Genomic DNA, 26,686 nt, shown 5'->3' on the forward strand with positions numbered 1-26,686 from the left:
CCCCCAAGAGGTTGTCCACATAGCGGACATCAACGTCCTTAGCCCGTACGCCTACTGACGAGTCGCCGACTTCAGCGGTACGGAGGGGTCGGCGGCCCGTGCCGGATCGAGCCGCACCCCCGCCTCGATGAGCTTGCGCCCCTGCGCCAGATCGCGTGGCCGGCCGACGGCGAGGACCGCGACCAGGACGCCGTCGCGCAGCCAGCACACCGACCAGGCGGGGCCGGCGGGATCGCCGCGCCACAGCAGGGTGTCGGCGCTCCCGTGGTGGCCCGCGTACTGCACGAACCGGTCGAACTGCTCGGACCAGAAGTACGGCACGGGGTCGTACGTCAGAGGCGCGGGTTCACCGTCGGCAGCGGCGGCGATGATGTTGGCGGCGGCGGTCCGCGGGCCCTGGAGGGCGTTGTCCCAGTGGTGGACGAGAAGGCGTTCGCCGTACCGGGCGGAGGGGAACGAGGCGCAGTCACCAACCGCGTACACATCGGGCTGCGAGGTGCGCAGCGCCCCGTCGGCGGTCACCGATCCGTCGGGGCCGAGCGCGATGCCGGAGCCGGCCAGCCAGTCGGTGGCGGGCCGTGCGCCGATTCCGACGACGACCGCTCCGGCCGGGATCGTGCGGCCGTCCGCGAGGATCACCCGGCCCGGTTCGATGCGGGCGACCCGGGCTCCGGTGAGGAGTTCGGCGCCGCTCTCGGCGTACCAGGCGGCCATCGGGGCGGCGACCTCGGCGGGCATCGCGCCCGCGAGGGGCCGGTCGGCGGCCTCGACGACGGTGACCTCGCAGCCCGCGGCGCGGGCCGCGGTGGCGAACTCGGCGCCGATCCAGCCCGCGCCGACGACCACGACGCCGTGCCGCTCGTCGAGGACGGGACGCAGCCGCGCCGCGTCGTCGAGGGTGCGCAGCAGATGGACGCCGGGCACCCCCTCGGCGCCGGGCAGGACGACCGGTTCGGCGCCGGTTGCGATCACCAGCACGTCGTAGGGCACGGGTCCCGACGGGGTGTCCAGCTCATGCGCGCCGGGGCGCACGCCGGTGACTTCGCGTCCCAGTTGCAGATCGATGTCCAGCGCATCGAAATCGACGTCGAAGGCGGAGTCCTCGGCCTTGCCGAGCAGCACCGCCTTGGACAGCGGGGGCCGGTCGTAGGGCTGGTGCGGTTCGGCGCCGATCAGGGCGACGGAGCCGGTGAAGCCCTGTTCCCGCAGGGCCACCGCCGTCTGCACACCGGCCATGCCCGCGCCGACGATGACGACGCGGCGCCCTGCCTGCCGGTCCGGCTGCTCTGACTGCTGCTGCTCGCTCACCCGTACACCTTAAGCATCTGACACCTCGTCAGGAAAGTGGGATCTCTTCCACCGTGCTCGTCCCGCCACCCTCCTGCGACTGGGCGCACAACTGCTCTGCCAGTAACCCGATTTGGCGAACATAGGCACGATTGAGTGAACGGCGTGACGTTCTGTGGGTATGCCTGGCGAGGTGTGCGTAACGCATGTAAAGCGATCCGGGACGTCGCGTGTGGTGTCAGCAGTCGGGGCCCCCGTTCCACCGGAGCGATGGTTCGGGGCCTCCCCGTCGCCTCTGACCACACCCACATGGCCAGGTCGCGGGGATTCCACCCACGTGGAACGGGCCCATACGTGATATTCGTCGCCGCCCAGGAGACGAAAGCGGAGGACCAGTGCGCCCAAGACCGTTCGGGGCGTACCGGTGAGACAGGACCCGTTCCTGCTCACTGCCCAGGAACGGTTTAGGGTGGCCTAAAACACTCGCGGGAGTCCGGACGCACCGGGCTGAGAGGGAGGCTGGGGCGGCCTCCGACCGTACGAACCTGATCCGGGTCATGCCGGCGAAGGGAGGGGTTGGCACCCATGCGTTCTTCTCGGAACGGAAACGGATCCGACGTCCTCGTCATCGGGGGCGGGATCATCGGTCTGGTGACCGCCTGGCGGGCCGCGCAGCGCGGACTGCGCATCGCGGTCGCCGACCCCGAACCGGGCGGCGGGGCCGCCCAGGTGGCGGCCGGCATGCTGGCCGCCGTCACCGAACTCCACTACGGCGAACAGATGCTGCTGGCCCTCAATGTCGCCTCGGCCGCCCGCTATCCGGCCTTCGCGGCCGAACTGGAAGCGGCGAGCGGGCGGGAGACCGGCTTCCGCGCCTGCGGCACCCTGGCCGTCGCGCTGGACTCCGACGACCGCGCCCATCTGCGGGAACTGCACGCCCTGCAGCAGCGTTCGGGCCTGGAGTCGGAGTGGCTCACGGGCCGCGAATGCCGCCGTCTGGAGCCGATGCTCGCGCCCGGCGTCCGCGGTGGTCTGCGGGTCGACGGCGACCACCAGATCGATCCGCGCCGGCTGGCCGCCGCGCTGCTGACCGCCTGCGAGCGGGCCGGGGTGGTCTTCCACCGCGACCGGGTGGAGCGCCTGACGGTCGTACGCGACCGGGCCACCGGAGCCGTGCTCGCCGGAGGCACGGAGCTCGGCGCCGACCAGGTCGTGCTCGCCGCGGGCAGCCTCAGTGGCCGGCTGCCGGGGCTGCCGGCCGAGGTCGTGCCGCCGATCCGGCCGGTGAAGGGGCAGGTGCTGCGGCTGACCGTGCCCGCCGCGTACGCCCCCTTCCTCACCCGGACGGTCCGGGCCATGGTCCGGGGCAGCCACGTCTATCTCGTACCGCGCGAGAACGGCGAACTGGTCGTCGGCGCCACCAGCGAGGAGATGGGCTGGGACACCACTGTCACCGCGGGCGGCGTCTACGAGCTGCTGCGGGACGCCCACGAGCTGGTGCCCGGCATCACCGAGCTGCCGCTCACCGAGACCCGCGCCGGTCTACGCCCCGCCACCCCCGACAACGCCCCGCTGCTCGGCCCCACGGCCCTGCCCGGTCTCCACCTCGCCGCCGGCCACCACCGCAACGGAGTGCTGCTCACCCCCGTCACCGGCGACGTCATGGCGGCGCTGCTGGCCGACGGCGAGCTGCCCGAGCCGGCCCGCCCCTTCACCCCGCACCGCTTCCCGCCCGCCGCCGCCCCCGTACGTCAGGAGCAGCCCGCATGACCGAGCCCGCGCCCCTCTCCGAGCCCGCGCCCCGCCCCCGGCCCGCATCGCCCTCCGATCCCGCGCACCTCTCCGCACACGTCCCCGTACCCGTCTCCGTCTCCGTGAACGGCGAGGTCCGTCTCCTCGCCGCGGGCATCACCCTGGACGCCCTTGCCGCCACCCTGACCACGGCGCACTCCGGCGTCGCCGCCGCCGTCAACGAGACCGTCGTCCCGCGCGGCCGGTGGTCCGCCACCGTGCTCGGCGACGGTGACCGCGTCGAGGTCCTGACCGCGGTCCAGGGAGGCTGACGATGGCCGACGACCTCTTCGCCCTCGGCGACACCTCCTTCGGCTCCCGGCTGATCATGGGAACGGGCGGGGCACCCAGCCTCGATGTGCTGGAGCGTGCCCTGACCGCCTCCGGCACCGAGCTGACCACCGTCGCGATGCGCCGCCTCGACCCGACCGTGCAGGGCTCGGTCCTCTCCGTCCTCCAGCGGCTCTCCATCCGCGTCCTGCCGAACACGGCGGGCTGTTTCACCGCGGGCGAGGCCGTGCTGACCGCCCGGCTGGCCCGCGAGGCGCTCGGCACCGACTGGATCAAGCTGGAGGTGGTGGCCGACGAGCGGACCCTGCTGCCCGATCCGATCGAGTTGCTGGACGCCGCGGAGACCCTGGTGGACGACGGCTTCACCGTGCTGCCGTACACCAATGACGACCCGGTGCTGGCCCGCAGGCTCCAGGACGTGGGGTGCGCGGCGGTCATGCCGCTCGGCTCCCCCATCGGCTCCGGCCTCGGCATCCGCAATCCGCACAACTTCCAGCTGATCGTCGAGCAGGCCCGGGTGCCGGTGATTCTCGACGCGGGCGCCGGGACGGCCTCGGACGCGGCGCTCGCGATGGAGCTGGGGTGCGCGGCGGTGATGCTGGCGTCCGCGGTGACCCGGGCCCAGGAGCCGGAGCTGATGGCCGCGGCGATGCGGCACGCGGTGGAGGGCGGGCGGCTGGCGTACCGCGCGGGCCGGATCCCGCGCCGCCACTTCGCCGAGGCCTCGTCGCCGGTGGAGGGGCGCGCGGCGCTGGACCCGGAGCGCCCGGCCTTCTGACCCGCCGGGACGCCGTGAACCGCATGTTCCTGTCACGGCTCGGCTGCAGTACGGCCCCGGGACCGCTCCGGCCCGTAGGAGTCCGTGGCGGCTCGTAGACTCGCATGCGTGGATACGACCCTCCAGGACCCTCTCGTCGGGCAGCTGCTCGACGGCCGCTACCGCGTCGATGCCCGCATCGCCGTGGGCGGCATGGCCACGGTCTACCGGGCCATGGACACCCGGCTCGACCGGGTGCTCGCCCTCAAGGTGATGCACCCGGCGCTCGCCACCGACGCCTCGTTCGTCGAGCGCTTCATCCGCGAGGCGAAGTCCGTGGCCCGGCTCGCGCACCCCAATGTGGTCGCGGTATTCGACCAGGGCGCCCAGGGTCAGTACGTGTACCTCGCGATGGAGTACGTCGCGGGCTGCACCCTGCGTGACGTGCTGCGCGACCGCGGCGCCCTGCAGCCGAGAGCCGCGCTGGACATTCTGGAGCCGGTCCTGGCCGCCCTCGGTGCCGCGCACCGGGCGGGCTTCGTGCACCGCGACATGAAGCCGGAGAACGTCCTCATAGGGGACGACGGCCGGGTCAAGGTCGCCGACTTCGGTCTCGTACGGGCGGTGGGCGCCGTCACCAGCACCACCGGCTCGGTCCTGGGCACCGTCTCCTATCTCGCCCCTGAGCAGATAGAGCACGGCACGGCGGACACCCGTACCGATGTCTACGCCTGCGGTGTCGTCCTGTACGAAATGCTGACCGGCGCCAAGCCACGCGCCGGAGACACCCCCGCCCAGGTCATCTACCAGCACCTCAACGAGGACGTCCCGGCCCCCTCGGCCGTCGTCCCGGGACTTCCCGTCGCGCTCGACGACCTGGTGGCGAGCGCCACCGCCCGCAATCCCGAGGTCCGCCCGTTCGACGCGGTGGCGCTGCTCGCCGAGGCCCGTGAGGCCCGCTCCGGCCTGACCGACGCCCAGCTGGACGCCGTACCGCCGCAGGCCCTCGCCGAGGCGCACGACGCCGCCGAGGACCTTACGAGCGTGATCCCCCGGCTGATCCCGGCCGATCAGGGCGTCGCCCATCACACCAGCCGACTGGAGATGCCCGCGCCGATGCCGCCGCCCGCGCCGCGCGGACCGTGGCGCTTCGGTCCGCGGCGCTCCGTCTTGGCCGCGGTCCTCGCCGTGCTGCTGGTACTGGGCGTCGGCACCGGTGTCTGGTACATCAACTCCGGGCAGTTCACCCAGGTGCCCTCACTGCTCGGCCAGACCGAGAAGACCGCCCAGCAGCGGCTCTCGGACGCAGGTCTGGAGCTCAAGAGCGTCAAGCGGTCCTACAGCGACACCGTGGAACGCGGCAAGGTCATCAGCAGCGACCCCGAGTCCCGTGCCCGCATCCGGAGGAACGACGCGGTGACACTCGTCGTCTCGCGCGGCCCCGAGATCGTGAAGGTGCCCGATGTCCAAGGCCTCGCGCTCGCCGACGCCAAACGTGATCTGAAGGAGGTCGGCCTGGTGCCCGGCATGGTCACCAAGGAGTTCAGCGAGGAGACGGCACGGGGCGAGGTGATCCGTACGGACCCCGCGGCGGGCGCCGAGCGCCGCTCCGGCTCCGCGGTCGCCCTGGTCGTCAACAAGGGCGCTCCGGTCGATGTGCCCGATGTCACCGGGCTGTCCGTCGAGGACGCCACCGCCGCGCTGGACGAGGAGGGGCTGAAGGCCGAGGTGCTGCCCGACCGGGTCCACTCCCCCGAGGTCGCCGGCGACATCGCCCATCAGTCGCTGGGCGAGGGCAGCCGGGCTGCCGAGGGCGACACCATCACGCTCACGGTCTCCAAAGGGCCGCGGATGATCGACGTCCCGGACGTCACCGGGAAGGACGTCGACGACGCCAGGAGCGAGCTGGAGGCCGCGGGCTTCGAAGTCAAGGTCGACCGCCCGTTCCTCTCCTTCAGCGGCACCGTCGCGAGCCAGTCCGTCGACGGCGGCGAGCAGGCCCCCGAGGGCAGCGCCATCACCATCAAGACCAAGGGGCTCTAGATCCACATGCGCAACGCAGTCGGTGGCCATGTTCCCGTGGCCGGCGGCCTCGCCAAGGTCGGCCTCACCTACGCCCGCGAGATGGCGGCGGAGGCCGTCCAGGTCTTCGTCGCCAACCCGCGCGGCTGGGCGACGCCCGTCGGCAACCCGGCCCAGGACGAACAGTTCCGCGCCGAGTGCGCCGCCGAGTCCATACCGGCGTACGTCCACGCCCCGTACCTGATCAACTTCGGCTCGCACACCGGGGCCACCGTCGAGAAGTCCGTGGACTCACTGCGCCACTCACTGCGCCGGGCCCGCGAGATCGGCGCCCTGGGCGTCGTGGTGCACACCGGATCGGCGACCGGCGGCCGCCCGCGCGAGCAGGCCCTCGCGCAGGTCCGCACGCACATGCGGCCGCTCCTGGACGAGCTGACGCACGACGACGACCCGTATCTGCTGCTGGAGTCGACCGCCGGACAGGGCTCCTCGCTCTGCTCACGGACCTGGGACTTCGGCCCGTACTTCGAGGCTCTCGACGCCCACCCCAAGCTCGGCATCTGCCTCGACACCTGCCACATCTACGCGGCGGGCCACGATCTGACCGGCCCGGCGGGCATGCGCCGAACCCTGGACCTCCTGGTGGACACGGTCGGCGAGGGACGGCTGAAACTGATCCATGCCAACGACTCCAAGGACGTGGTGGGCGCCCACAAGGACCGTCACGAGAACATCGGCGCCGGGCACATCGGTGAGGAACCGTTCCGGGAACTGTTCGCCCACCCGGCCACCGCCGGCGTGCCGCTGATCATCGAGACGCCGGGCGGCAAGGACGGCCACGCGGCGGACGTGGCGCGGCTGAAAGGGTTGCGCGGGCCCCAGGGTCAGAGTTCGGGGCCGTCCCCCGGCTCCTCCTGATACGAGTAGCGCTGCTCGCGCCACGGATCGCCGATGTTGTGATAGCCGCGCTCCTCCCAGAAGCCGCGGCGGTCGGCCGTCATGTACTCGACGCCGCGGACCCACTTGGGCCCCTTCCAGGCGTAGAGGTGCGGCACGATGAGCCGCAGCGGGAAGCCGTGCTCGGCGGTGAGCAGCTCGCCACCTTTGTGCGTGGCGAAAAGCGTTCGGTCCGAGGCGAAGTCGGAGAGCCGCAGGTTCGAGCTGAACCCGTACTCGGCCCAGACCATCACATGGGTGACGTTCGGCGCGGGCGGTGCGAGTTCCAGGATCGTACGGGCGAGCACGCCGCCCCATTCGGCGCCGAGCATGCTGAATTTGGTGACGCAGTGCAGGTCGGCGACCACCGAGGTGAACGGCAGCACCGAGAATTCCTCGTGGTTCCAGCAGTGCTTCTCGCCGTCCGCCGTGGCACCGAAGACCCGGAACTCCCAGCGGTCGGGCTTGAACTTGGGCACGGGCCCGTAGTGGGTAACCGGCCAACCACGCTGGAGTCGCTGTCCCGGCGGAAGCTCGGACTGCTCTGACGCGCGGTTTTCCCGGCTTTCCGGCTGACCCATGACTCCATGGTGACAGACAGGCAGGGGTGGTACCGACCAGGGCATGGGCAATTCAGGCAACTCGTACTAAGCATGTACTTACTGGACGATCACCGGGTGCGGTGCGAGGATGCGGCCAACTTGACCAGTTCACCGGTTGGAAGGAGCCTCTGCGATGCAGGGCGACCCCGAGGTCCTTGAGTTCCTGAACGAGCAGCTGACCGCCGAATTGACTGCCATCAACCAGTACTTCCTGCATGCAAAGATGCAGGACAACTTCGGCTGGACGAAGCTCGCGAAGTACACCCGCTCCGAGTCGTTCGACGAGATGAAGCACGCGGAAATCCTCACGGACCGCATCCTCTTCCTCGATGGACTGCCCAACTACCAGCGGCTGTTCCATGTACGGGTGGGCCAGACCGTCACCGAGATGTTCCAGGCGGACCGTCAGGTCGAGGTGGAGGCGATCGACCGCCTCAAGCGCGGGATCGAGCTGATGCGCGGCAAGGGTGACATCACGTCCGCAAACATCTTTGAATCGATCCTGGAGGACGAGGAGCACCACATCGACTACCTCGACACCCAGCTGGAACTCATCGAGAAACTCGGCGAGGCACTCTACATCGCCCAGCAGATCGAGCAGCCGGACAGCTAGGAGGGTGCCGAAGATCTTGGCCGGACCAGACGGATCAGGCCGCTTCGGAGAGCCGGATGCCCGGGACAGCGCCGGGAGCGATACCCGGAGCGGCCTCGGGAGCGCTGCCCGTCCCGGCATCGCCCGCGGTGCGGGGTGTCCGCTTCCGGTCGAGCAGTTCGCGGCGCGGACAGGCACCCCGGCCGAGCACGGCCTGGATGGCGCGGACGCAGCCGCCGCAGTCCGTCCCCGCCTTGCAGGCGGAGGCTATCTGCCGGGGTGTACACGCCCCGGCGTCCGCATGTTCCTTGACCTGCTTCTCCGTGATGCCGAAGCACGAGCAGACGTACACGCGGTTCACCTCCCGGCGGGATCGGTCTTGCTGCCACCCCGTTGATCGGTGAGGCTAACCTAACCTTACCCGGCGCCGTGGGCTCTTGAAAGCCTCCGAACGCCCTGTGGGGCACGGATCACATCGATCCGTGCCCCACAGTCATACGCGTACCACCTGCGGTGATGCCTACTGGTCCCGGTACATCTCGGCGACCAGGAACGCCAGGTCGAGGGACTGGCTGCGGTTGAGCCGCGGGTCGCAGGCCGTCTCGTAGCGCTGGTGCAGATCGTCGACGAAGATCTCGTGTCCGCCACCGACGCACTCGGTGACATCGTCACCGGTGAGCTCGACGTGGATGCCGCCCGGGTGCGTACCGAGGCCCTTGTGGACCTCGAAGAAGCCCTTGACCTCGTCCAGGACGTCGTCGAAGCGACGGGTCTTGTGACCGGAGGCGGCCTCGAAGGTGTTGCCGTGCATCGGGTCGGTCACCCACGCCACGGTGGCGCCGGAGGCGGTGACCTTCTCGACCAGGTCGGGCAGCTTCTCGCGGACCTTGTCGGCGCCCATGCGGACGATGAAGGTCAGCCGGCCGGGCTCGCGCTCGGGGTCGAGGCGTTCGATGTAGCCGAGTGCCTCGTCGACGGTGGTCGTCGGGCCGAGCTTGATGCCGATCGGGTTGCGGATCTTCGAGGCGAACTCGATGTGAGCGCCGTCCATCTGGCGGGTGCGCTCACCGATCCAGACCATGTGGCCGGAGGTGTCGTACAACTGGCCGGTGCGCGAGTCGGTACGGGTCAGCGCCGACTCGTAGTCCAGCAGCAGGCCCTCATGCGAGGAGTAGAACTCGACCGCCTTGAACTCGGCCGGGTCCGTACCGCACGCCTTCATGAAGTTCAGCGCGTTGTCGATCTCGCGGGCGAGCGCCTCGTAGCGCTGGCCGGACGGCGACGACTTCACGAAGTCCTGGTTCCAGGCGTGCACCTGGCGCAGGTCGGCGTAACCGCCGGTGGTGAAGGCGCGGACCAGGTTCAGCGTGGAAGCGGATGCGTGGTACATCTGCTTCAGCCGCTCCGGGTCCGGGACGCGGGACTCCTCGGTGAAGGCGAAGCCGTTGACGGAGTCGCCGCGGTAGGTCGGCAGGGTGACGCCGTCGCGGGTCTCGGTCGGCTTGGAGCGCGGCTTGGAGTACTGGCCGGCGATCCGGCCCACCTTGACGACGGGCACGGAGGCCGCGTAGGTCAGGACGGCGCTCATCTGGAGCAGCGTCTTCAGCTTGGCCCGGATGTGCTCGGCGGACACGGCATCGAATGCCTCGGCGCAGTCGCCGCCCTGCAGCAGGAACGCCTCGCCCTTGGCGACGGCTCCCATGCGGGCACGCAGCTGGTCGCACTCGCCCGCGAAGACGAGCGGCGGATACGACGCGAGGTCCGCGAGCACATCGCGCAGAGCCTCGGCATCGGGGTACTCGGGCTGCTGCGCCGCGGGAAGGTCTCGCCAGGTCGCCTTGTCGGCGACACTCTGGGATTCAGCGTTCACGATCACGTCAGCAAGAATACGGGGTCGGCGCTCCCCTACCGGTACTCGACCGCCTGGTGAGACGGACCCATCGGCCTTGTCGCACCGGACGACCCCTCGACGGCGGGGAACAAGGTGGCCGCGTCCGCGAGAAGGCCCCGGCACCGCAGCAGCGGGGAACACACCCTGTCGACGGACTCGCGCCCCGCCGGTCACGCTGCCATGCGCTACGATCCACGGCATGTTCGCGCAGACAAACCAGAACTGGTGGTGGACCGCTCATCCGGCGGCCCACTGATCGATCGCGCGCAACAGACCACGCGAAGGCCGCCCGAGGGGCGGCCTTCTCTGCGTTTCGGGAGCCGTTCCTCCATTCCGGAAGGAATCCCCCCATGTCTCAGCCGCACCGCACCGACCTCGTCATCGAGCGGCTGCTCCGTGCCGACAGCCCGCCGTTCGCGCTGCTGCGCAGGCGCACTCCCGGCCGCGATCAGGACACCGTCGAGGTACTGATCGGCCGGGTACGGGAAGTGGACCGGCTCGCCGGTCTCCCGGTCGGCGAGCTGCCGTCGCTCGCCCTGGTGCCGTTCCGGCAGATCGCCGAGCGCGGCTTCGACGTGCGCGACGACGGGACGCCGCTGTCCGTGCTGGTCGCCGAGGAGACGTACGAGCTGCCGCTCGCCGAGGTGCTGGACCGCTTGCCGGTCCATGACGTGCGGGTCGAGGACGGCGGGTTCGACGTTCCGGACGAGGAGTACGCCGGGATCGTGCGGCGGGTCGTCGAGGACGAGATCGGGCGGGGCGAGGGCGCGAACTTCGTCGTCCGGCGGACCTTCCGGGGCGAGATCCCGGGCTTCGGGCGGGCGGACGCGCTGGCCCTCTTCCGGCGGCTGCTGGCGGGTGAGCGGGGCGCGTACTGGACGTTCGTGGTCCACACGGCGGACGGCGGGCCCGAAGGGTCCTCCTTCTCGGGGCGGCGGCGGGCGACGGGTGGGCGGACCCTCGTCGGGGCGAGTCCCGAGGTGCATGTGCGGATGTCCGGCGGCACGGTCGTGATGAACCCGATCAGTGGCACGTACCGCTACCCCGCCGAGGGCCCGGGCGTCGAGGGGCTGCTGGCCTTCCTCGCCGACCACAAGGAGCGGGACGAGCTCTCCATGGTGGTCGACGAGGAACTCAAGATGATGTGCACCGTCGGTGACATGGGCGGGGTGGTGGTCGGTCCGCGGCTCAAGGAGATGGCCCATCTCGCGCACACGGAGTACGAGCTGCGCGGGCGCTCCTCGCTGGATGTGCGCGAGGTGCTGAGGGAGACCATGTTCGCGGCGACGGTCACCGGTTCCCCCGTGCAGAACGCCTGCCGGGTCATCAAGCGGTACGAGCCCGGCGGGCGCGGCTACTACGCGGGCGCGCTGGCGCTGCTGCGGCAGGAGCCGGGCGGGGCGCAGTCCCTGGACTCGCCGATCCTGATCCGTACCGCCGACATCGCGGCCGACGGACGGTTGCGGGTGCCGGTCGGGGCGACGCTGGTACGCCACTCCGACCCGGACAGCGAGGTCGCCGAGACCCATGCGAAGGCGGCCGGAGTGCTGGCCGCGCTGGGGGTGCGGCCGGACCGGGCGCGCGACCGGGCGGTGCGTCCGCAGCTGGCCGGCGATCCGCGCGTGCAGGCGGCGCTGGACGCCCGGCGGGACGGTCTGGCGCCGTTCTGGCTGCGGATGCAGGAGCGTACGCACGAGCTCTCCGGCCATGCGCTGGTGGTCGACGGGGAGGACACCTTCACCGCGATGCTGGCGCATCTGCTGCGCTCATCGGGTCTGGACGTGTCGGTGCACCGCTACGACGAGCCGGGGCTGCGCGAGCGCGTACGGGCGCACGCGGGCCCGGTCGTGCTGGGTCCCGGGCCCGGGGATCCGGGTGACACGGCCGATCCGAAGATGCGGCTGCTGCGCGAGTTCGCCGCCGAGCTGGTCCGTGACCACCGGCACGGGCTGCTGGGGGTCTGTCTCGGTCATGAGCTGATCGCGGCGGAGCTGGGTCTGGAGATCGTCCGCAAGACCGTGCCGCATCAGGGCGCGCAGACCCGGATCGAGCTGTTCGGGCGCCCCGAGACTGTCGGCTTCTACAACAGCTTCACCGCGCGCTGCGACGACGGTGCGGTCACCGAACTGGCGGCGCACGGTGTGGAGACGAGCCTGGACGCGGCGACCGGGGAACTGCACGCGCTGCGCGGGCCGGGCTTCGCCTCGGTGCAGTTCCACCCGGAGTCGGTGCTGACCCTGCGCGGCGCGACCATCGTGGCCGAGCTGCTGGCGGGGCTGCCGGTCGCCGGCTGAAGGGGCGGCGGGCCCCCGGAGGAGTTCCGGGGTCTCAGCCCTCCGGGAGCGCCGGGACGAGGACGTTGTCGCTGCGGCGGCCGGCCAGGTAGTCGGCGACGTTGCGGACGGTGGCTTCGATGATCTGGGCCACGGCGTCCTGGGTGTAGTACGCCTGGTGCGAGGTCACGATGACGTTCGGGAAGGTGACGAGCCGGGCGAGGGTGTCGTCGTCGATGCCCTCCAGGGACTTGTCGAGGAAGAACAGCCCGGCCTCCGCCTCGTACACATCGAGCCCGACGCCCAGGAGACGGCCCGCGCGGAGTTCGGCGACCAGTGCCGTCGCGTCGATGAGTCCGCCGCGGCTGGAGTTGATCAGGATCGCGTCGTCCTTCATCCTCGCCAGGGCATCCGCGCCGATGATGTGGTGGGTCGCGGGCAGCAGCGGGACGTGCAGGCTGACCAGGTCGGACTCGGCGAGGAGCCGCTCCTTGTCGACGTACTCCATGCCGAGGCCGGCACAGGCGGGATTCTCGGCGACGTCCCAGCCGAGCAGCTTCATGCCGAAGCCGTGGGCGATACGGGTGAAGGCCTCGCCGATCTTGCCCGTGCCGATCACGCCGGCCGTGCGGCCGTGCATGTCCCGGCCGAGGAGGCCGTCGAGCCGGAAGTCGAAGTCACGGGTGCGGCTCGCGGCCCGGATGATGCGGCGGTTGACCGCCATCGCGAGGGTCCAGGCGAATTCCGCGACCGAGTACGGCGAGTAGGCGGCGACCCGGGCGACGCGCAGGGCGAGCCGTTCCGCGACGTCGAGGTCGATGTTGTTGAAGCCGGTGGAACGCTGGGCGATCATCTGCGTGCCGCCCGCCGCGAGGGTCTGCAGGACGCCGCTGCCCAGGTCGGCGTTGACGCTGGTGGAGATGACCTCGTATCCCGCGGCAATGGGTGCGGTGTCCTTGGTGAGGAAGACATCCAGGCAACGGACCTCGTGCTCCGGGGCGAAGGCCTTCTCGATGAGCGGCTTCTCGTCGGACTGCACACCGAATGCCAGGATTTCCACGACGTCTCCAGCCTTCCTGATGCGCGTTTCTTGAGGCGCGTTTTCTGATGTGCGCGAAAAGCGGCGTTATGTACCGGATGTTCGCGAATATACGGCCCGCGCCCCTGGCCCGCCGCTCGGCCGAAGAAGGCTGCGCCGCTCAGCCGAAGAAGACACCGGCCTCCGCGTAGAGGGCCGGATCGACCGTCTTGAGGCGAGCGGTCGCCTCCGCGATCGGCACCCGCACGATGTGCGTGCCCTGCAGGGCCACCATCATGCCGAAGTCGCCGTCCCGCACGGCGTCGATGGCGTGCAGGCCGAAGCGGGTGGCCAGCCAGCGGTCGAAGGCGCTGGGGGTACCGCCGCGCTGGACATGGCCGAGGACGGTCGTTCTGGCTTCCTTGCCGGTGCGGCTCTCGATCTGCTTGGCCAGCCATTCGCCGACGCCGGAGAGCCGGACATGACCGAAGGAGTCGTGCGAGCCGTCCTTGAGGATCAGCTTGCCCTGTGTGGGCATGGCCCCTTCGGCGACCACCACGATCGGTGCGTAGCTGGCGCTGAAACGGGAGGTCACCCAGGAGCAGACCTGCTCGATGTCGAAGCGCTGTTCCGGGATGAGGATGACGTTCGCACCGCCGGCCAGTCCCGAGTGGAGCGCGATCCAGCCTGCGTGACGGCCCATCACCTCGACGACGAGAACCCGCATATGGGATTCGGCCGTGGTGTGCAGGCGGTCGATCGCCTCGGTCGCGATGGAGACGGCCGTGTCGAAACCGAAGGTGTAGTCCGTGGCGGAGAGGTCGTTGTCGATGGTCTTGGGTACGCCGACGCACTTGATGCCGTGCTCGTCGGACAAGGTCGCCGCCACGCCGAGGGTGTCCTCGCCGCCGATCGCGACGAGCGCATCGACCTCGTGCGCGGCAAGACTGTCCCTGATCCGGCGGACGCCGTGCTCCGCGCCGAGCGGATTGGTGCGCGAGGAACCGAGAATGGTGCCGCCGCGCGGCAGGATGCCATGCACCGCGGGGATGGAGAGCGGCACCGCCTCGCCCTCCAGCGGGCCGCGCCAGCCGTCCCGGAATCCGATGAAGTCGTAGCCGTACTCCTGCACGCCCTTGCGGACTATGGCACGGATGACCGCGTTGAGCCCGGGGCAGTCCCCGCCCCCGGTCAGTACTCCGACCCGCATGGCAGCATCCCTTCGCCGAAGTGAGCCCCCTGACCATCACGCTATTCGTGATCCAGGTCACTCAGGGACGGGGCGGAAGGTCAAATCCGTTGCGTTACGGGGCGGTTGGTCTCACAGATGCGGGGCTGCACGCTCCGGCGCGTTCAGGCGTCGTCCAGACCGCGCTCGATCGCGTACCGAACGAGCTCCACCCTGTTGTGCAACTGGAGCTTGCCCAGGGTGTTCTGGACGTGGTTCTGGACGGTGCGGTGCGAGATGACCAGACGCTCGGCGATCTGCTTGTACGAGAGCCCCTTGGCGACCAGCCGCAGCACCTCGGTCTCCCGCTCGGTGAGCTGCGGGGCCCTGGGTTCGTCGGACGCGACGGGGGTGGGGTCCGAGGCGAGCCTGCGGTACTCGCCGAGGACCAGTCCGGCCAGGCCCGGGGTGAAGACGGGGTCGCCGACGGCGGTGGACCGCACAGCCTCGGTCAGCTCCTGCGTACTGGCCGACTTGAGCAGATATCCGGTGGCGCCGGACTTGACCGCCTCCAGTACGTCGGCATGCTCGCCGCTCGCGGAGAGGACCAGCACCCGCAGCCCCGGGTGGGAGCCGACGAGCTCCTTGCAGACCTGCACGCCGGGCATGCCGGGCAGGTTGAGATCGAGTACGAGGACGTCGGGGGTGGCGGCCCTGGCCCGGCGCACGGCCTGCGGTCCGTCACCCGCCGTCGCCACGACCTCGAAACCGGACTCGGAAAGATCGCGGGCCACCGCGTCGCGCCACATCGGGTGGTCGTCGACCACCATCACCCTGATGGCCCGTTCCTCGGCGCCCTGGGTGTTCTCCGTGCTCATCTGCCTGATCCTGCCTTCCCCCGCGAACCTACAAATCCTATGAAGCGTTGAAGCGTTGAAGCGTTGAAGCGCTTGAAACCTACGGGACTTACGGGACTACGCGACCTTCGGGACCTTCAACTCGACCTCGGTGCCCTGGCCGGGCACCGAAATCAACTCCGCCGTGCCGCCCAGGTCACGCAGCCGCCCCCGGATCGACAGGGCGACCCCCATGCGTCCCTCCCCCTCCGCCTGGGCGAGCCGCCCTTCCGGGATGCCCGGGCCGTCGTCCCGGACCGTCACGATCACCTCGTCCGGCCAGTCCTCGACGAGGATCCAGGCCTGGGCGGTCTCCCCCGCGTGCACCCTCACATTGTCCAGGGCAGCACTGACAGCGGCCGCCAGCTCCTTCGCGGCCGCGGGAGCGAGTAGCACCGGAGCGCCGGGCTCCGCGAAGCTGATCCGGGAGCCGGCGTGCGGGGCGAGCAGGGAGCGCAGATCGCAGGCGGCCCGCCCCGACGATCCGTCCTCCTCGTCGTCCACCTCGACGCTGCGGACCACGGCGCCCTCGGCCGCGTCCTCGGAGACCCGGGTGGTGGGCACGAGCCCGCTGGAGACCAGGGTGCGCAGGGCGACTTCCTGCTCCCCGGCCATCCGGCCCAGTTCGGCGGCCTCACCGCCCAGCGCGGTGCCGCGGCGCTGCACCATCGCCAGGACCTGGAGCACGCTGTCGTGGATGTCGCGGGCCAGCCGTTCCCGCTCGCGGGTGGCGGCCTCGATCTCCAGGGCGCGGGCGAGGGTGCGCTCACTGGCCCTGGCCACCTCGACGACGTAACCGATGGCGATGGAGGCCACCCAGACCAGCAGGACGTTGTGGAAGGTGTCCCGGCTGGGCTCGCCGCGCTCGATGATGTTGGCGACGGCGACGAAGGTGGAGGCGAAGGCCGCCCAGCGCCAGCCGCCCTTGATCGCGAAGGCCAGCACGGAACCCGCGGTCCAGATCGACGGCAGCGTCGGACCGTCGATCTGCTGGGCCTCGAAGTCGGCGAGCGGAGTGAGGAGGATACCGACGAGGGCGACCGCCAGGTCGGCGCCGAGGAAGCGCTTGGTGCAGGCGACGGCGCCCGCGACCTTCGGGAGAGTGGCGAGCGTCCAGGCCGACATCACCACCAGGAAGGCCACGGCCACCCACGGCCGGTCGTATCTGTCCCGGCCGAAGACGGCGAGCAGCACCGCGTAGAGCATCGTCAGAATGCGGTACGCCGTCAGCGCACGCCATAGCGGCTGCTCGACCGACATCCGTACGACCCGCTCGCGCTTGGCCATGTCCCCACCCCCCGGACGGAAACGACGCGGTTACGCGCCGAACCGTTCCGTCACCCCTGCGTTCCGGACCCTCTGGCCGCGCGCTTCTCCTCCTCGGCGCGGCGCTTCTCCTCCTCGGCGCGGCGCTTCGCCTCGTCCGCGATCTGCCGCTTGGCGGCGGTCGCGTAGATGTCGACGTACTCCTGGCCGGAGAGCTTCATGATCTCGTACATCACCTCGTCGGTGACCGAGCGCAGGATGAAGCGGTCCCCCTCCATGCCGTGGTAGCGGCTGAAGTCGAGCGGTTTGCCGATCCTGATCCCGGGACGCATCAGTTTGGGCATCACCTGACCGGGCGGCTGGATCTTCTCCGTGTCGATCATCGCGACGGGGATGACGGGCGCTCCGGTGGCCAGCGCCACCCGGGCGAGCCCGCCGGGCTTGCCGCGGTAGAGACGGCCGTCGGGCGAGCGGGTGCCCTCCGGATAGATGCCGAAGAGTCCGCCGCTCTCGATGACCTCGATGCCCGCCTTGATGGCCGCCTCACCGGCGCCGCGGGCACCCGAGCGGTCCACCGGGAGCTGGCCCACGCCCTTGAAGAAGGCGGCGGTCAGCCTGCCCTTCACCCCGGGTGCGGTGAAGTACTCGGACTTGGCGATGAAGGTGACCTTGCGGTCCAGGACGGCCGGGAGGAAGAAGGAGTCGGAGAACGACAGATGGTTGCTCGCGAGGATCGCCGGTCCCTGCGCGGGGATGTTCTCCAGGCCTTCCACCCACGGCCGGAAGGCGAGCTTCAGACCCCCGCCGATGGAGAACTTCATTGCGCCGTAGATCAACTCGGGTGCCTCCTGTGTCCTGTCGGAACGACCTTAACCCGTGTGGCCGTCCGCGCCCCCGCCCGGCGTGGACCGGAAGCGGCGGACGCGGCCACCCCCATGGCGGCTGCCGGTGTCGACCACCCGCCCGGTCTCGCTGACCGCCCCGGCCGGTCTCGGTGACCGCCCCGCCCGGTCTCGGTGACCGCCCCGGCCGGCGTCGGTGACGACCCCGGCCGGTGTCAGTGACGCCCCTGGTCGGTGTCAGTCCGGTCGCGTACGGTGAAGTAATCCTTCCGCGCTCCCCCTTTCGCTCCCCTGCGAGCCTCACGAACAGGAGACCCCGGTGCCGGTCCTGCCTGGAGCCGAGCCGTTCCGCCACGAGGGCGGAGAGGTCGGCGTCCTTCTCTGTCACGGATTTACCGGTTCCCCGCAGTCGCTGCGCCCCTGGGCCGACCATCTGGCGGAGCGTGGGCTCACCGTGTCACTGCCGCTGCTGCCCGGGCACGGCACCCGCTGGGAGGACATGCAGCTCACGGGCTGGCAGGACTGGTACGCGGAGGTGGACCGGGAACTGCGCGCCCTGCTGGAACGGTGCCGTCAGGTCTTCGTCTTCGGTCTCTCCATGGGAGGCGCGCTGACGCTGCGGCTGGCGGCGAAGCACGGGGACGCGATCAGTGGTCTGGTCCTCGTCAATCCGGCGAACAAGGTGCACGGCCTGTCGGCATACGCGCTGCCGGTGGCCCGCCATCTGGTGCGGACGACGAAGGGGCTGGCGAGCGACATCGCCCTGCCGGGCTCCGCCGAGGTGGGGTACGACCGGGTGCCGCTGCACGCGGCGCATTCGCTGCGGAATTTCTTCCGCCTGGTCGATGCCGAGCTGCCGCAGGTCACCCAGCCGATCGTCCTGCTGCACAGCCCGCAGGACCATGTGGTGCCGCCCGCGGACTCGGCCCGGATCCTCAGCCGGGTGTCCTCGACGGACGTCGAGGAGATCCTGCTGGAACAGAGCTACCACGTGGCGACGTTGGACCACGATGCGGAGCGGATCTTCGACGAGAGCTACCGGTTCATCGGCCGCCTCGCTCCGAGCGTCGGAATGAAGGGGAGCACGTCAGGTGGCTGAGCACGACGCGGAGCGCGCGGGCAGTGAAGAGGGGCGCGAGCCCCTTCCCGCGGAGGGAACGGCCGTTCCCGAGGACGGTACGGGTACCGGTGCGGGCACGGGCACGGGCCCGCAGGACGCCGCTGCCGCCCGGACGGCGCCGCCGGGCGGCGACGAGGGCGACGAGGGCGACGGATCCGACCGGTCGGTCGACGAGAAAGCCGCGTGGGAGGCGATCGTCGCGGGGTACGGCGAGGAGCCGGCGGACCCGCCGGGCGCCAGGCCGTTCAGGTCGATCGAGGATCTCGCCCTGCCGGAGGACGATCAGTCGGGCGTCCTGGACCCGGACAAGGGGGTCGGGAAGAAGTCCCCGAAGCCGCCGGAGAAGCCGCTCGGCAGCTCGATCGTGTTCGCGCCCGGCGTCGCCGGCCCGCGCGACTACGAGGTCGCGGAGCCGAAGGACGACGACCTCGACGACAGCGACGAGGGGCATTTCGTTCCCCCGGAGCCGCCCCCGTTGCCGGAGGCCGATGTCACGGCGAAGTTTGCCTGGCTCGCGGTCGTCGGCGGCCCGGTGCTGATGCTGATCGCGGTGCTGCTGCGGTGGGACATGACCTGGTGGCTCACGACGATCTGTGTCGGCGGCTTCCTGGGCGGCTTCGTCACGCTGGTGGCGCGCATGGAGGACGACGACGAGGACGGCGACGACCCGGGCCGCGGCGCGGTGGTCTGAGACCGGTCCGGCGGGGTTTCCCTGATGCCCTGAGCCGCTGCCGCCGCGGCTCAGGGCCTGGTCGCGGGCACCCGTAGCGCTGCCAGCACCGGCAGGTGGTCCGTGGCCGCTCGCAGGTCCGCTTCGGTGACACCGGGCAGCCCCGCCGGGACACCGCAGCCGAGCACCTCGATCCCGCTTGTCGCGAAGACCGCGTCGATGCGCCGCCGCGGCGCGTCCGGCGTGAAGGTGTGTTCGCCGCCCCACGGCCGGACGGCCCAGCAGTCCTGGAGACGCCCGGCCAGCCGCCTAAAAGCGGCCCCGGTCGGTACGTCGTTGAGGTCGCCCGCCACGATGGTGTGCTCGACACCCATCGCGTCCAGCCCGTCCAGCAACAGCTCGGCCTGGGCCAGGCGTTCGTCGCGCCGCAGGCTCAGGTGGAAGCTCAGCAGACCGATCCGGGTTCCCGCGATCCGTACCACCGACGTGGCGAAACCCCGGCGGTGCAGTCCGGGGGTGAGCGGCAGCAGGACGTCCTCCGTGCGCTCCACCGTGGCCCGCAACGAGCAGAGCAGCAGCGGACCGGCCGCCGTGGCGCCGCCGCCGAGGACGACGAGGTCGGTGCGGGCCGCGAGCCAGGCGGCGCGCTTGCGCCACCGGAAGAAGCGCGGGGCCTCCTGGATGAGGACGAGGTCGGGGGCGCAGGCGCTGATGACGCGGGCCAGCGCCGCGCAGTCGTCGCGCATCGAGCGGATGTTGTAGCAGAGCACTCTGATGACGGCCGAACCATCCGGCTCGGTACGGGAGTCGGGCAGTGGCGTCAGGACCATGCGACTCACGATACGACGGACGCCCGCCGCACCCCACAGGGGCGCGACGGGCGTCCGGTTCTGTCCGGTTCCGGTCGGCTCAGCCCTGGCGGGCCAGGTCCGCCGCGCCCACCAGCCCTGCCTTGCCGCCCAGTTGGGCCGCGAGCACCTGGGCGTGCGGGCGCCACTCGCCGCCGATCAGCCAGCGCCGGAACGACTTGCGGATCGGGTCGAGGACGAGCTCGCCCTCGTCCGACACGCCGCCGCCGACGATGAACGCGGACGGGTCGAACAGCGAGGCGAGGTCGGCGAGTCCGGCACCGGCCCAGCGGGCCAGCTCGCGGAACGAGTCGATCGCCACCGGGTCGCCCTGCCGGGCGGCCGCGCTGATGTGCTTGCCCTCGATGCCCTCCACCGTGCCGTCGCCGAGGGAGAGCAGGATCGTGGCGTTCTCGGGAGTGGCGTTGGCGCGCTGCTTCGCGTACCGGACGAGTGCGCGCCCGGAGGCGTACTGCTCCCAGCAGCCCTGGCTGCCACAGCCGCAGAGCAGGCCGTCCGGGACGACCCGGATGTGACCGAACTCGGCGGCCACTCCGAAGCGGCCGCGGCGCAGCTTGTTGCCGATGATGATGCCGCCGCCGAGACCGGTGCCGAGCGTGATGCAGATGACGTCGTCATGCCCCTGCCCGGCGCCGAAGCGGTACTCGCCCCAGGCCGCGGCGTTGGCGTCGTTCTCGACGACGACCGGAAGGCCGACGCGCTGTTCGACCTTGTCCTTCAGCGGCTCGTGCCGCCAGTTGATGTTGGGTGCGAACAGCACGGTGGCGCGCTTGTCGTCGACGTATCCGGCAGCGCCGATGCCGACGGCCTCGATCTGGTGGCCCTCGCTCGCGCCGGACACCGCCGACGCGATCGCGTCCACGATGCCGTCGGCCGTCGGCGGGGTCGGCACCTTGAACGTCGAGAGGATCCGGCCCTCTTCGTCGACCACTCCAGCTGCGATCTTCGTGCCGCCGATATCGACGCCGATGGTGAGTCCCATGAATCCCTCAGTTTCGGTCGAGCCCCGCTGTGGCCAACGGTACCCGAGCCGGGGGCCCGGCCCCTCCGTGCCCGTCAGTCCAGGTCGATGTGCTCGCCTGCGGCGGGGCCCTCGTCGCGGGGGTCGGTGGGGTCGTCGGCCTTCTTTTCGGCGCCCGCGGGGTCCCCGGCTCCCCGGGTCCAGCGGCGTTCCTGGCCTTCCACCGCGGAGCGGTAGGCGGCGAGCAGTTCACTTCCGGCCGCGGCGATGTGGTCGAAGACGTCCGGATTACGTTCGATGACGGGCTCGACGGCGGACTTCGCCTGCTTGATGATCTGCCGCACGGTGCCCTGGGCCGCCGCACCGAGGAGCGGCGTCTGGAGGGAGGAGATCTTGTCGGCCACGGCGTCGACCAGCTTGCGCAGCTCGTCGGCGGCGGCGCCGGGCGGCGGGCCGTGCTGGGCGCGGCGGCGGGCCTGCTCCGCTTCGAGGTCCTCGGCGCAGGCCTTCGCCCACGCGTCGTCGTCGGCGGGACGATCGGTGGCTTCGCTCATGGCGGACTCCTGCGACGTGGTGTGCCTGCGGTGCGCATCAGGGGGTACGCACTACCGACGTTACCGGAACCGTGACGCGGCGTTCAGCTCGTCCGGGGCCACAGCCCGGGGTCCGGCGTGAACCTGACGCGGAGCACCCCGTCGGTGAGGGCGGCGCCGGATACGGTGCAGCGGCGCAGCCCGGACTCCAGGGGAACGGTCCGGTGGAACGGGCCCACGGTGAGGAGCAGTTCGTTGCCGCGGCGCACCAGTTGGAGGTCCGTCTTGACGGCGCCGGGCAGGGGCAGGCACCAGACGAGCACCGGGTCGCCGTCGCCGGACCGCGGGGCGGTCACGATCCGGGAGCCGGGCAGCACCAGGCCGTCCGGGGCGTCCGGGTCCTCGATCCACCAGGGGTCGTCGGCGCGGCCCGGCCCGCGGTCGTCCAGTTCCGCGGCGAGTCCGTCGCCCTCGAAGAGGCCGCCGCCGGTGCCCGCCTCCTCGAAGACGGTGCTGCCGGCGCCGGTGTCGAGGAGGATGAGGTCGTCCGGGCCGCGCGGGTCGCGGCCGAGGTGGGGCACTTCGCACAGGGCCGCCGCGGGCACCCATTCCACGTACCAGTGGTCGATGGTCTTCTCCTGCTGCGCGGAGAGGGCCGCGAACCAGGGGTCGCCGGAGTGCCTGGGCAGCACCCGGTTCACCACCAGGGTGTCGACGCGCAGTCCGTGCAGGGCGAATCCGGTGCGGGCGGTACGCAGCGCGTCCTCGGCGGCGGGGCCGGGCTCGGCGACCAGCCGGAGCGTGGTGTTGCGGTCCTCGATCAGTGCCTGGACGGCGGCCAGCTCGGCGTCCTTGCGGGCGGCGGCCTCGTACAGCCACTGGGCGGGCATGGGTACGCCGGCGAGCTGGGCGAGCATCGGGCGCAGGGCGCGGGCGGCCTGGCGTTCCTGGGGCAGCAGCCGGCGCAGATAGCGGCGCAGCTGTTCGGGCAGGGCGAGCACGGCGAGCGCTTCGCGCAGCGGCGGCAGGTCGACGACGAGGAGTTCGTAGCCCCCGTGCGACCAGTCGCCCTCGGCGGCGCGGCGCAGGGCGTGCAGGAGGGCGAGCTGGGCGCTGCCGGGGAGTTCGGTGAGTTCCTCGGCGTCCAGCCGGTTCCCGCCGAGCAGGTCGAGCACGCCGGAGGCCCGCTCCTGGAGGGTGAGGAGTTCGCCGCGGAAGTGCTCGCCGGAGTCGATGCGGGCGGACCACAGGTTGTCGGTGGCCTCGGCGGGTTCCGTGCCCGCGGGGAAGCCGGGTATCGCGTCGGCGGAGAGCAGCAGGGTGCGGCGGCCCCGGCGGGCCGCGGCCAGGGCGGTTGCCGCCGCGACGGTGGTACGGCCCGCGCCGCCGGGGCCGGTGACGAGAACCGTTCGCACCGGGTCAGGCCTTCGGGACGGACTCGACGCGCTTCTTCAGACCGGCCAGGGCGCGGTCGATGATGACCTTCTCCGCCTTGCGCTTGATCATGCCGAGCATCGGGATCTTGACGTCGACGGTCAGCCGGTAGGTGACCTCGGTGCGGTCGCCGTCGCCGAGCGGGGCCAGTGCGTAGGAGCCGTCGATGGCGCGCAGCATCTGGGACTTGACGAGGGTCCAGCTGACCTCGTAGTCGTCGATCCAGGTGTACGCGAGGGTGTGGTCGTCCTTGATCGCTCCGGCGTCGAGGACGAGGCGGACCTTCTCGGCGCGGCCGCGGTCGTCGCTGGAGAGCACCTCGGCCTCCTTGACCTCGCCGGTCCACTCCGGGTAGCGGGCGAAGTCGGCGATCACTCCCATGACGTCGGCCGGCGCCGCCTCGATCGTGATGCTCGAGCTGGTGTGTTCAGCCATCGCCGTGGCTCCTCCAGTGCGGTGTACCGGTGCGTCGGCAGATGCCTGCCGTCAGAAGGCTATCGCGTGCGCGCGGCGCCCCGGCCCAGGGTCCGGCGCCGGTGCGGTCACCATTCCAGGACCCAGGGCCTGCCGGTGGACGCGAAGTGGCCGACGTTCACGCACTCGGTGACACCGATCCGCATACGGCGCACCAGGGGCTGGTGGACATGGCCGAACAGCGCGTACCGGGGACGGTTCCTGCGGATGGCGTCGAGCAGGGCCCGGCTGCCGCGTTCGAAGCGGCGCGCGACCGTGTCGTACGTCAGCTCCGGCACGTCGGGCGGGATGTGCGTGCACAGGACGTCGACCGGGCCGATCGCGTCGATCTTGGCGGCGTACTCCTCGTCGCTGATCTCGTACGGGGTGTTCATCGGGGTCTTCAGCCCGCCGCCGACGAAGCCGATCACCCGGCCGCCGATCTCGACGCGCTCGCCGTCCAGGACGGTGGTGCCCGGGCGTGCGTATTCGGGCCACAGGTCGGGGATGTCGACGTTGCCGTAGGTGGCGTACGTCGGGGTGGGGAACGCATCGAAGAGCTCGGCGTACTGCTTGCGCACCGCCGAGACGATCGCGGCGTTGCGGTCCTTGCCCGCCCACAGGCCGCGGCCGAACTCCCGGGCCTCTTCGAAGCGGCGCGCGGTGCGCAGCGCGACGATCCGGTCGGCGTTCTCCACGCCGAAGAGGTCGGGGAAGATGCCGCGCGAGTGATCGGCGTAATCGAGGAAGAGCACCAGGTCACCCAGGCAGATCAGGGCGTCGGCGCCGTCCCCGGCTCGGGCCAGGGCCTCGGTGTTGCCGTGCACGTCACTGACCACATGAACGCGGGTGCGCCGCGAGGTCGGGGTTCCTTCGCTGTTCGGTCCGGCTGGCATGACGATCACCCTAGGACCCCGCCGTGCACCTGGGTAGAGGCCGCCGGACCTGCTATTACCTCCGGGCGGTAACGGTGGTGGACTACTGTGCGCCCAAGGATCACGGTTGTATGTGACGCATAAGACATCTGGCCGGAACCCCCTATCGGGAACCGAGTACCGGTGGGTAACGTCCGGGCAGTCCAGTCGTGCTCACCCCACTGAGCATCAGCCATTCTTGGACCGCAGCCGGTGCGTCACACAGAGCCGTGGCACCGGAGCCCGATGAGGAGCAGCAGTCTTGCGCGAGTTCAGCCTTCCGGCCCTGTACGAGGTCCCTTCGGACGGCAACCTGACGGATCTCATCCGCCGCAACGCCGCTCAGCATCCCGATGTCGCGGTGATGAGCCGCAAGGTGGCCGGGGTGTGGACCGATGTCGACGCCACACAGTTCCTGGCCGAGGTCAGAGGCGTCGCCAAGGGCCTGGTCGCTGCGGGTGTCGAGGCCGGCGACCGGGTGGCCCTGCTCTCCCGTACCCGCTACGAGTGGGTGCTGCTCGACTTCGCGATCTGGAGTGCGGGCGCGGTCACCGTCCCGGTGTACGAGACGAGTTCGCCCGAGCAGATCCAGTGGATCCTCGGGGACTCCGGCGCCACGCTGTGCATCGTGGAGTCCCAGGCGCATCAGGACTCCGTGGCCTCGGTCCAAGCGGATCTGCCGGACCTGAAGGGCATCTGGCAGATCGAGGACCGGGCGGTCCCCCGGCTGACGGCGATCGGCGAGGACATCTCGGACGAGATCCTCGACCTGCGGATGGCGTCCGCCAAGGCCGACGACCCGGCCACCATCGTCTACACCTCGGGCACCACCGGCCGTCCCAAGGGCTGTGTGCTCACGCACCGCAGCTTCTTCGCGGAGTGCGGCAATGTGGTGGAGCGGCTGAAGCCCCTCTTCCGTACCGGTGAGTGCTCGGTGCTGCTCTTCCTGCCCGCCGCGCATGTCTTCGGACGACTGGTCGAGGTGGCCTCGGTGATGGCCCCGATCAAGCTCGGCTGCGTACCGGACATCAAGCTCCTCACCGATGAACTGGCCTCGTTCCGGCCGACGTTGATCCTCGGTGTGCCGCGGGTCTTCGAGAAGGTCTACAACGCGGCGCGCGCCAAGGCGCAGGCCGACGGCAAGGGCAGGATCTTCGACAAGGCCGCGAACACGGCGATCGCCTACAGCCGCGCGCTGGGTACCTCTCAGGGCCCGTCCATGGGCCTGAAGTTCAAGCACAAGGTCTTCGACCGGCTGGTCTACGGCAAGCTGCGGGCGGTACTCGGCGGCCGCGGCGAGTACGCGATCTCCGGCGGCGCACCGCTGGGCGAGCGGCTCGGCCACTTCTACCGCGGCATCGGCTTCACCGTCCTGGAGGGCTACGGCCTCACCGAGACGTGCGCGGCCACCGCCTTCAATCCGTGGGACCGGCAGAAGATCGGTACGGTCGGCCAGCCGCTGCCCGGCTCGGTCGTCCGGATCGCCGACGACGGAGAGGTGCTGCTGCACGGCGAGCACCTGTTCACCGGCTACTGGAACAACGAGGCGGCGTCGGCCGAGGCGCTGGCCCACGGCTGGTTCCACACGGGCGACATCGGCACGCTCGACGAGGACGGCTATCTCGCGATCACCGGTCGCAAGAAGGAGATCATCGTCACGGCGGGCGGCAAGAACGTCGCTCCCGCGGTGATCGAGGACCGTATCCGCGGGCACGCCCTGGTCGCCGAGTGCATGGTGGTCGGCGACGGGCGGCCGTTCGTGGGCGCGCTGATCACGGTGGACGAGGAGTTCCTGGGCCGCTGGGCGCAGGAGCACGGCAAGCCGGCCGGCTCGACGGCCGCGTCGCTGCGCGAGGACCCGGAGCTGGTGGCCGAGGTGCAGCGGGCGGTGGACGACGGGAACGCCGCGGTGTCCAAGGCCGAGTCGGTACGCAAGTTCCGCATCCTGTCCTCCCAGTTCACCGAGGAGGCGGGCCACATCACGCCGTCGCTGAAGCTGAAGCGGAATGTGGTGGCGAAGGACTTCGCGGACGAGATCGAGGCGATCTACCGGGGCTGACGGACGTCGGCCGGGGGCCGTCGGCCGGCTACCGGAACCGA

The 26,686-nt window shown here is 70.8% G+C and carries 26 protein-coding genes and 1 riboswitch; of the genes, 11 read left to right on the forward strand and 15 right to left on the reverse strand.

All coding sequences use genetic code 11. The annotated features are described in order from the left end of the window. Positions 1-51 precede the first annotated feature (51 nt). Entirely contained in the window at positions 52-1,308 is a 1,257-nt protein-coding gene (locus OG936_RS08045) for an NAD(P)/FAD-dependent oxidoreductase (protein ID WP_406493512.1), read from the reverse strand. A 454-nt stretch (positions 1,309-1,762) separates the two neighbouring features. Then, positions 1,763-1,877, forward strand: a riboswitch (TPP riboswitch). Between OG936_RS08045 and thiO the strand changes: the two genes are divergently transcribed. From thiO to OG936_RS08070, 5 genes are all read left to right on the forward strand, one after another. Further along, a complete protein-coding gene (thiO, locus tag OG936_RS08050; RefSeq protein WP_406493514.1) occupies positions 1,873-3,057 on the forward strand; it encodes a glycine oxidase ThiO in 1,185 nt (394 codons plus the stop codon). It overlaps the preceding riboswitch by 5 nt. A 104-nt stretch (positions 3,058-3,161) precedes the next feature. Then, positions 3,162-3,350, forward strand: coding sequence for a sulfur carrier protein ThiS (gene thiS / locus OG936_RS08055; RefSeq protein ID WP_406500357.1), 189 nt, complete (start codon positions 3,162-3,164; stop codon positions 3,348-3,350). Between the two features lie 2 nt (positions 3,351-3,352). Then, positions 3,353-4,147: a thiazole synthase gene (locus tag OG936_RS08060; RefSeq protein WP_406493516.1), complete on the forward strand. Its 795-nt coding sequence runs from the start codon at positions 3,353-3,355 to the stop codon at positions 4,145-4,147. Positions 4,148-4,255: 108 nt separating this feature from the next. Further along, entirely contained in the window at positions 4,256-6,169 is a 1,914-nt protein-coding gene (gene pknB, locus OG936_RS08065; RefSeq protein WP_406493518.1) for a Stk1 family PASTA domain-containing Ser/Thr kinase, read from the forward strand. Positions 6,170-6,175: 6 nt separating this feature from the next. After that, the gene (locus OG936_RS08070) at positions 6,176-7,066 is read left to right on the forward strand and encodes a deoxyribonuclease IV (RefSeq protein WP_406493520.1); all 891 of its coding nucleotides are present in this window, start codon (positions 6,176-6,178) and stop codon (positions 7,064-7,066) included. Here the strand turns inward: OG936_RS08070 and OG936_RS08075 are convergent. Further along, positions 7,033-7,665: a sulfite oxidase-like oxidoreductase gene (locus OG936_RS08075; protein ID WP_266745686.1), complete on the reverse strand. Its 633-nt coding sequence runs from the start codon at positions 7,663-7,665 to the stop codon at positions 7,033-7,035. The genes OG936_RS08070 and OG936_RS08075 overlap by 34 nt on opposite strands. Before the next feature lie 154 nt (positions 7,666-7,819). Between OG936_RS08075 and bfr the strand changes: the two genes are divergently transcribed. Beyond that, on the forward strand, positions 7,820-8,299 hold the full coding sequence (gene bfr / locus OG936_RS08080) for a bacterioferritin (RefSeq protein ID WP_406493522.1): 480 nt from the start codon (positions 7,820-7,822) through the stop codon (positions 8,297-8,299). A 34-nt stretch (positions 8,300-8,333) separates the two neighbouring features. Here the strand turns inward: bfr and OG936_RS08085 are convergent, their stop codons facing one another. Together OG936_RS08085 and OG936_RS08090 are read right to left on the reverse strand one after the other, a co-directional pair. Next, a complete protein-coding gene (locus OG936_RS08085) occupies positions 8,334-8,630 on the reverse strand; it encodes a bacterioferritin-associated ferredoxin (RefSeq protein ID WP_406493524.1) in 297 nt (98 codons plus the stop codon). A 168-nt stretch (positions 8,631-8,798) separates the two neighbouring features. Next, positions 8,799-10,154 (reverse strand): class II 3-deoxy-7-phosphoheptulonate synthase, encoded by a 1,356-nt coding sequence (locus OG936_RS08090; RefSeq protein WP_406493526.1) that lies wholly within the window; start codon positions 10,152-10,154, stop codon positions 8,799-8,801. A gap of 214 nt (positions 10,155-10,368) precedes the next feature. Here OG936_RS08090 and OG936_RS08095 point away from each other — a divergent pair, with 214 nt between their 5' ends. Beyond that, complete coding sequence (locus OG936_RS08095; RefSeq protein ID WP_107408160.1) at positions 10,369-10,425, forward strand: trp operon leader peptide; 57 nt, start codon at positions 10,369-10,371, stop codon at positions 10,423-10,425. 94 nt (positions 10,426-10,519) lie between these two features. Beyond that, entirely contained in the window at positions 10,520-12,463 is a 1,944-nt protein-coding gene (locus OG936_RS08100) for an anthranilate synthase family protein (protein ID WP_406493528.1), read from the forward strand. 34 nt (positions 12,464-12,497) lie between these two features. On the opposite strand, the gene OG936_RS08105 is transcribed toward OG936_RS08100, so the two are convergent. From OG936_RS08105 to OG936_RS08125, 5 genes are all read right to left on the reverse strand, one after another. Beyond that, positions 12,498-13,502 carry a 2-hydroxyacid dehydrogenase gene (locus OG936_RS08105; RefSeq protein WP_406493530.1) on the reverse strand — a complete coding sequence of 335 codons (1,005 nt, stop codon included), beginning with the start codon at positions 13,500-13,502 and terminating at the stop codon, positions 12,498-12,500. 139 nt (positions 13,503-13,641) lie between these two features. Continuing rightward, positions 13,642-14,670: a 6-phosphofructokinase gene (locus OG936_RS08110; protein ID WP_406493532.1), complete on the reverse strand. Its 1,029-nt coding sequence runs from the start codon at positions 14,668-14,670 to the stop codon at positions 13,642-13,644. A 143-nt stretch (positions 14,671-14,813) separates the two neighbouring features. Beyond that, positions 14,814-15,506, reverse strand: coding sequence for a response regulator (locus OG936_RS08115; RefSeq protein ID WP_406493534.1), 693 nt, complete (start codon positions 15,504-15,506; stop codon positions 14,814-14,816). A gap of 96 nt (positions 15,507-15,602) precedes the next feature. Then, positions 15,603-16,811 carry a MacS family sensor histidine kinase gene (macS, locus tag OG936_RS08120; protein ID WP_406493535.1) on the reverse strand — a complete coding sequence of 403 codons (1,209 nt, stop codon included), beginning with the start codon at positions 16,809-16,811 and terminating at the stop codon, positions 15,603-15,605. A gap of 50 nt (positions 16,812-16,861) precedes the next feature. After that, positions 16,862-17,626, reverse strand: coding sequence for a lysophospholipid acyltransferase family protein (locus OG936_RS08125; protein ID WP_406493537.1), 765 nt, complete (start codon positions 17,624-17,626; stop codon positions 16,862-16,864). 325 nt (positions 17,627-17,951) lie between these two features. Between OG936_RS08125 and OG936_RS08130 the strand changes: the two genes are divergently transcribed. Both OG936_RS08130 and OG936_RS08135 read left to right on the forward strand, forming a co-directional pair. Next, positions 17,952-18,731, forward strand: coding sequence for a carboxylesterase (locus OG936_RS08130; RefSeq protein WP_266745695.1), 780 nt, complete (start codon positions 17,952-17,954; stop codon positions 18,729-18,731). Beyond that, the gene (locus tag OG936_RS08135; protein ID WP_406493539.1) at positions 18,724-19,443 is read left to right on the forward strand and encodes a hypothetical protein; all 720 of its coding nucleotides are present in this window, start codon (positions 18,724-18,726) and stop codon (positions 19,441-19,443) included. The genes OG936_RS08130 and OG936_RS08135 overlap by 8 nt, the downstream gene beginning before the upstream one ends. A 50-nt stretch (positions 19,444-19,493) precedes the next feature. On the opposite strand, the gene OG936_RS08140 is transcribed toward OG936_RS08135, so the two are convergent. From OG936_RS08140 to OG936_RS08165, 6 genes are all read right to left on the reverse strand, one after another. Then, complete coding sequence (locus OG936_RS08140; RefSeq protein WP_406493541.1) at positions 19,494-20,252, reverse strand: endonuclease/exonuclease/phosphatase family protein; 759 nt, start codon at positions 20,250-20,252, stop codon at positions 19,494-19,496. Positions 20,253-20,331: 79 nt separating this feature from the next. Continuing rightward, a complete protein-coding gene (locus OG936_RS08145) occupies positions 20,332-21,273 on the reverse strand; it encodes an ROK family glucokinase (RefSeq protein ID WP_383750301.1) in 942 nt (313 codons plus the stop codon). 74 nt (positions 21,274-21,347) lie between these two features. Next, positions 21,348-21,806 carry a DUF5304 domain-containing protein gene (locus tag OG936_RS08150; protein ID WP_383750303.1) on the reverse strand — a complete coding sequence of 153 codons (459 nt, stop codon included), beginning with the start codon at positions 21,804-21,806 and terminating at the stop codon, positions 21,348-21,350. A gap of 83 nt (positions 21,807-21,889) precedes the next feature. Further along, positions 21,890-23,200, reverse strand: coding sequence for an ArsA family ATPase (locus OG936_RS08155; RefSeq protein WP_406493544.1), 1,311 nt, complete (start codon positions 23,198-23,200; stop codon positions 21,890-21,892). Between the two features lie 4 nt (positions 23,201-23,204). After that, a complete protein-coding gene (locus OG936_RS08160; RefSeq protein WP_406493546.1) occupies positions 23,205-23,654 on the reverse strand; it encodes an SRPBCC family protein in 450 nt (149 codons plus the stop codon). 107 nt (positions 23,655-23,761) lie between these two features. Then, positions 23,762-24,568 (reverse strand): metallophosphoesterase, encoded by an 807-nt coding sequence (locus OG936_RS08165; RefSeq protein WP_406493548.1) that lies wholly within the window; start codon positions 24,566-24,568, stop codon positions 23,762-23,764. A 280-nt stretch (positions 24,569-24,848) separates the two neighbouring features. On the opposite strand from OG936_RS08165, the gene OG936_RS08170 reads away from it, so the two are divergent. Next, on the forward strand, positions 24,849-26,645 hold the full coding sequence (locus OG936_RS08170; protein ID WP_383750314.1) for an AMP-dependent synthetase/ligase: 1,797 nt from the start codon (positions 24,849-24,851) through the stop codon (positions 26,643-26,645). Positions 26,646-26,686 lie beyond the last annotated feature (41 nt).

The organism is Streptomyces sp. NBC_00846 (genome assembly GCF_045207325.1).
In the GTDB taxonomy this organism is placed as follows: Bacteria; Actinomycetota; Actinomycetes; order Streptomycetales; family Streptomycetaceae; genus Streptomyces.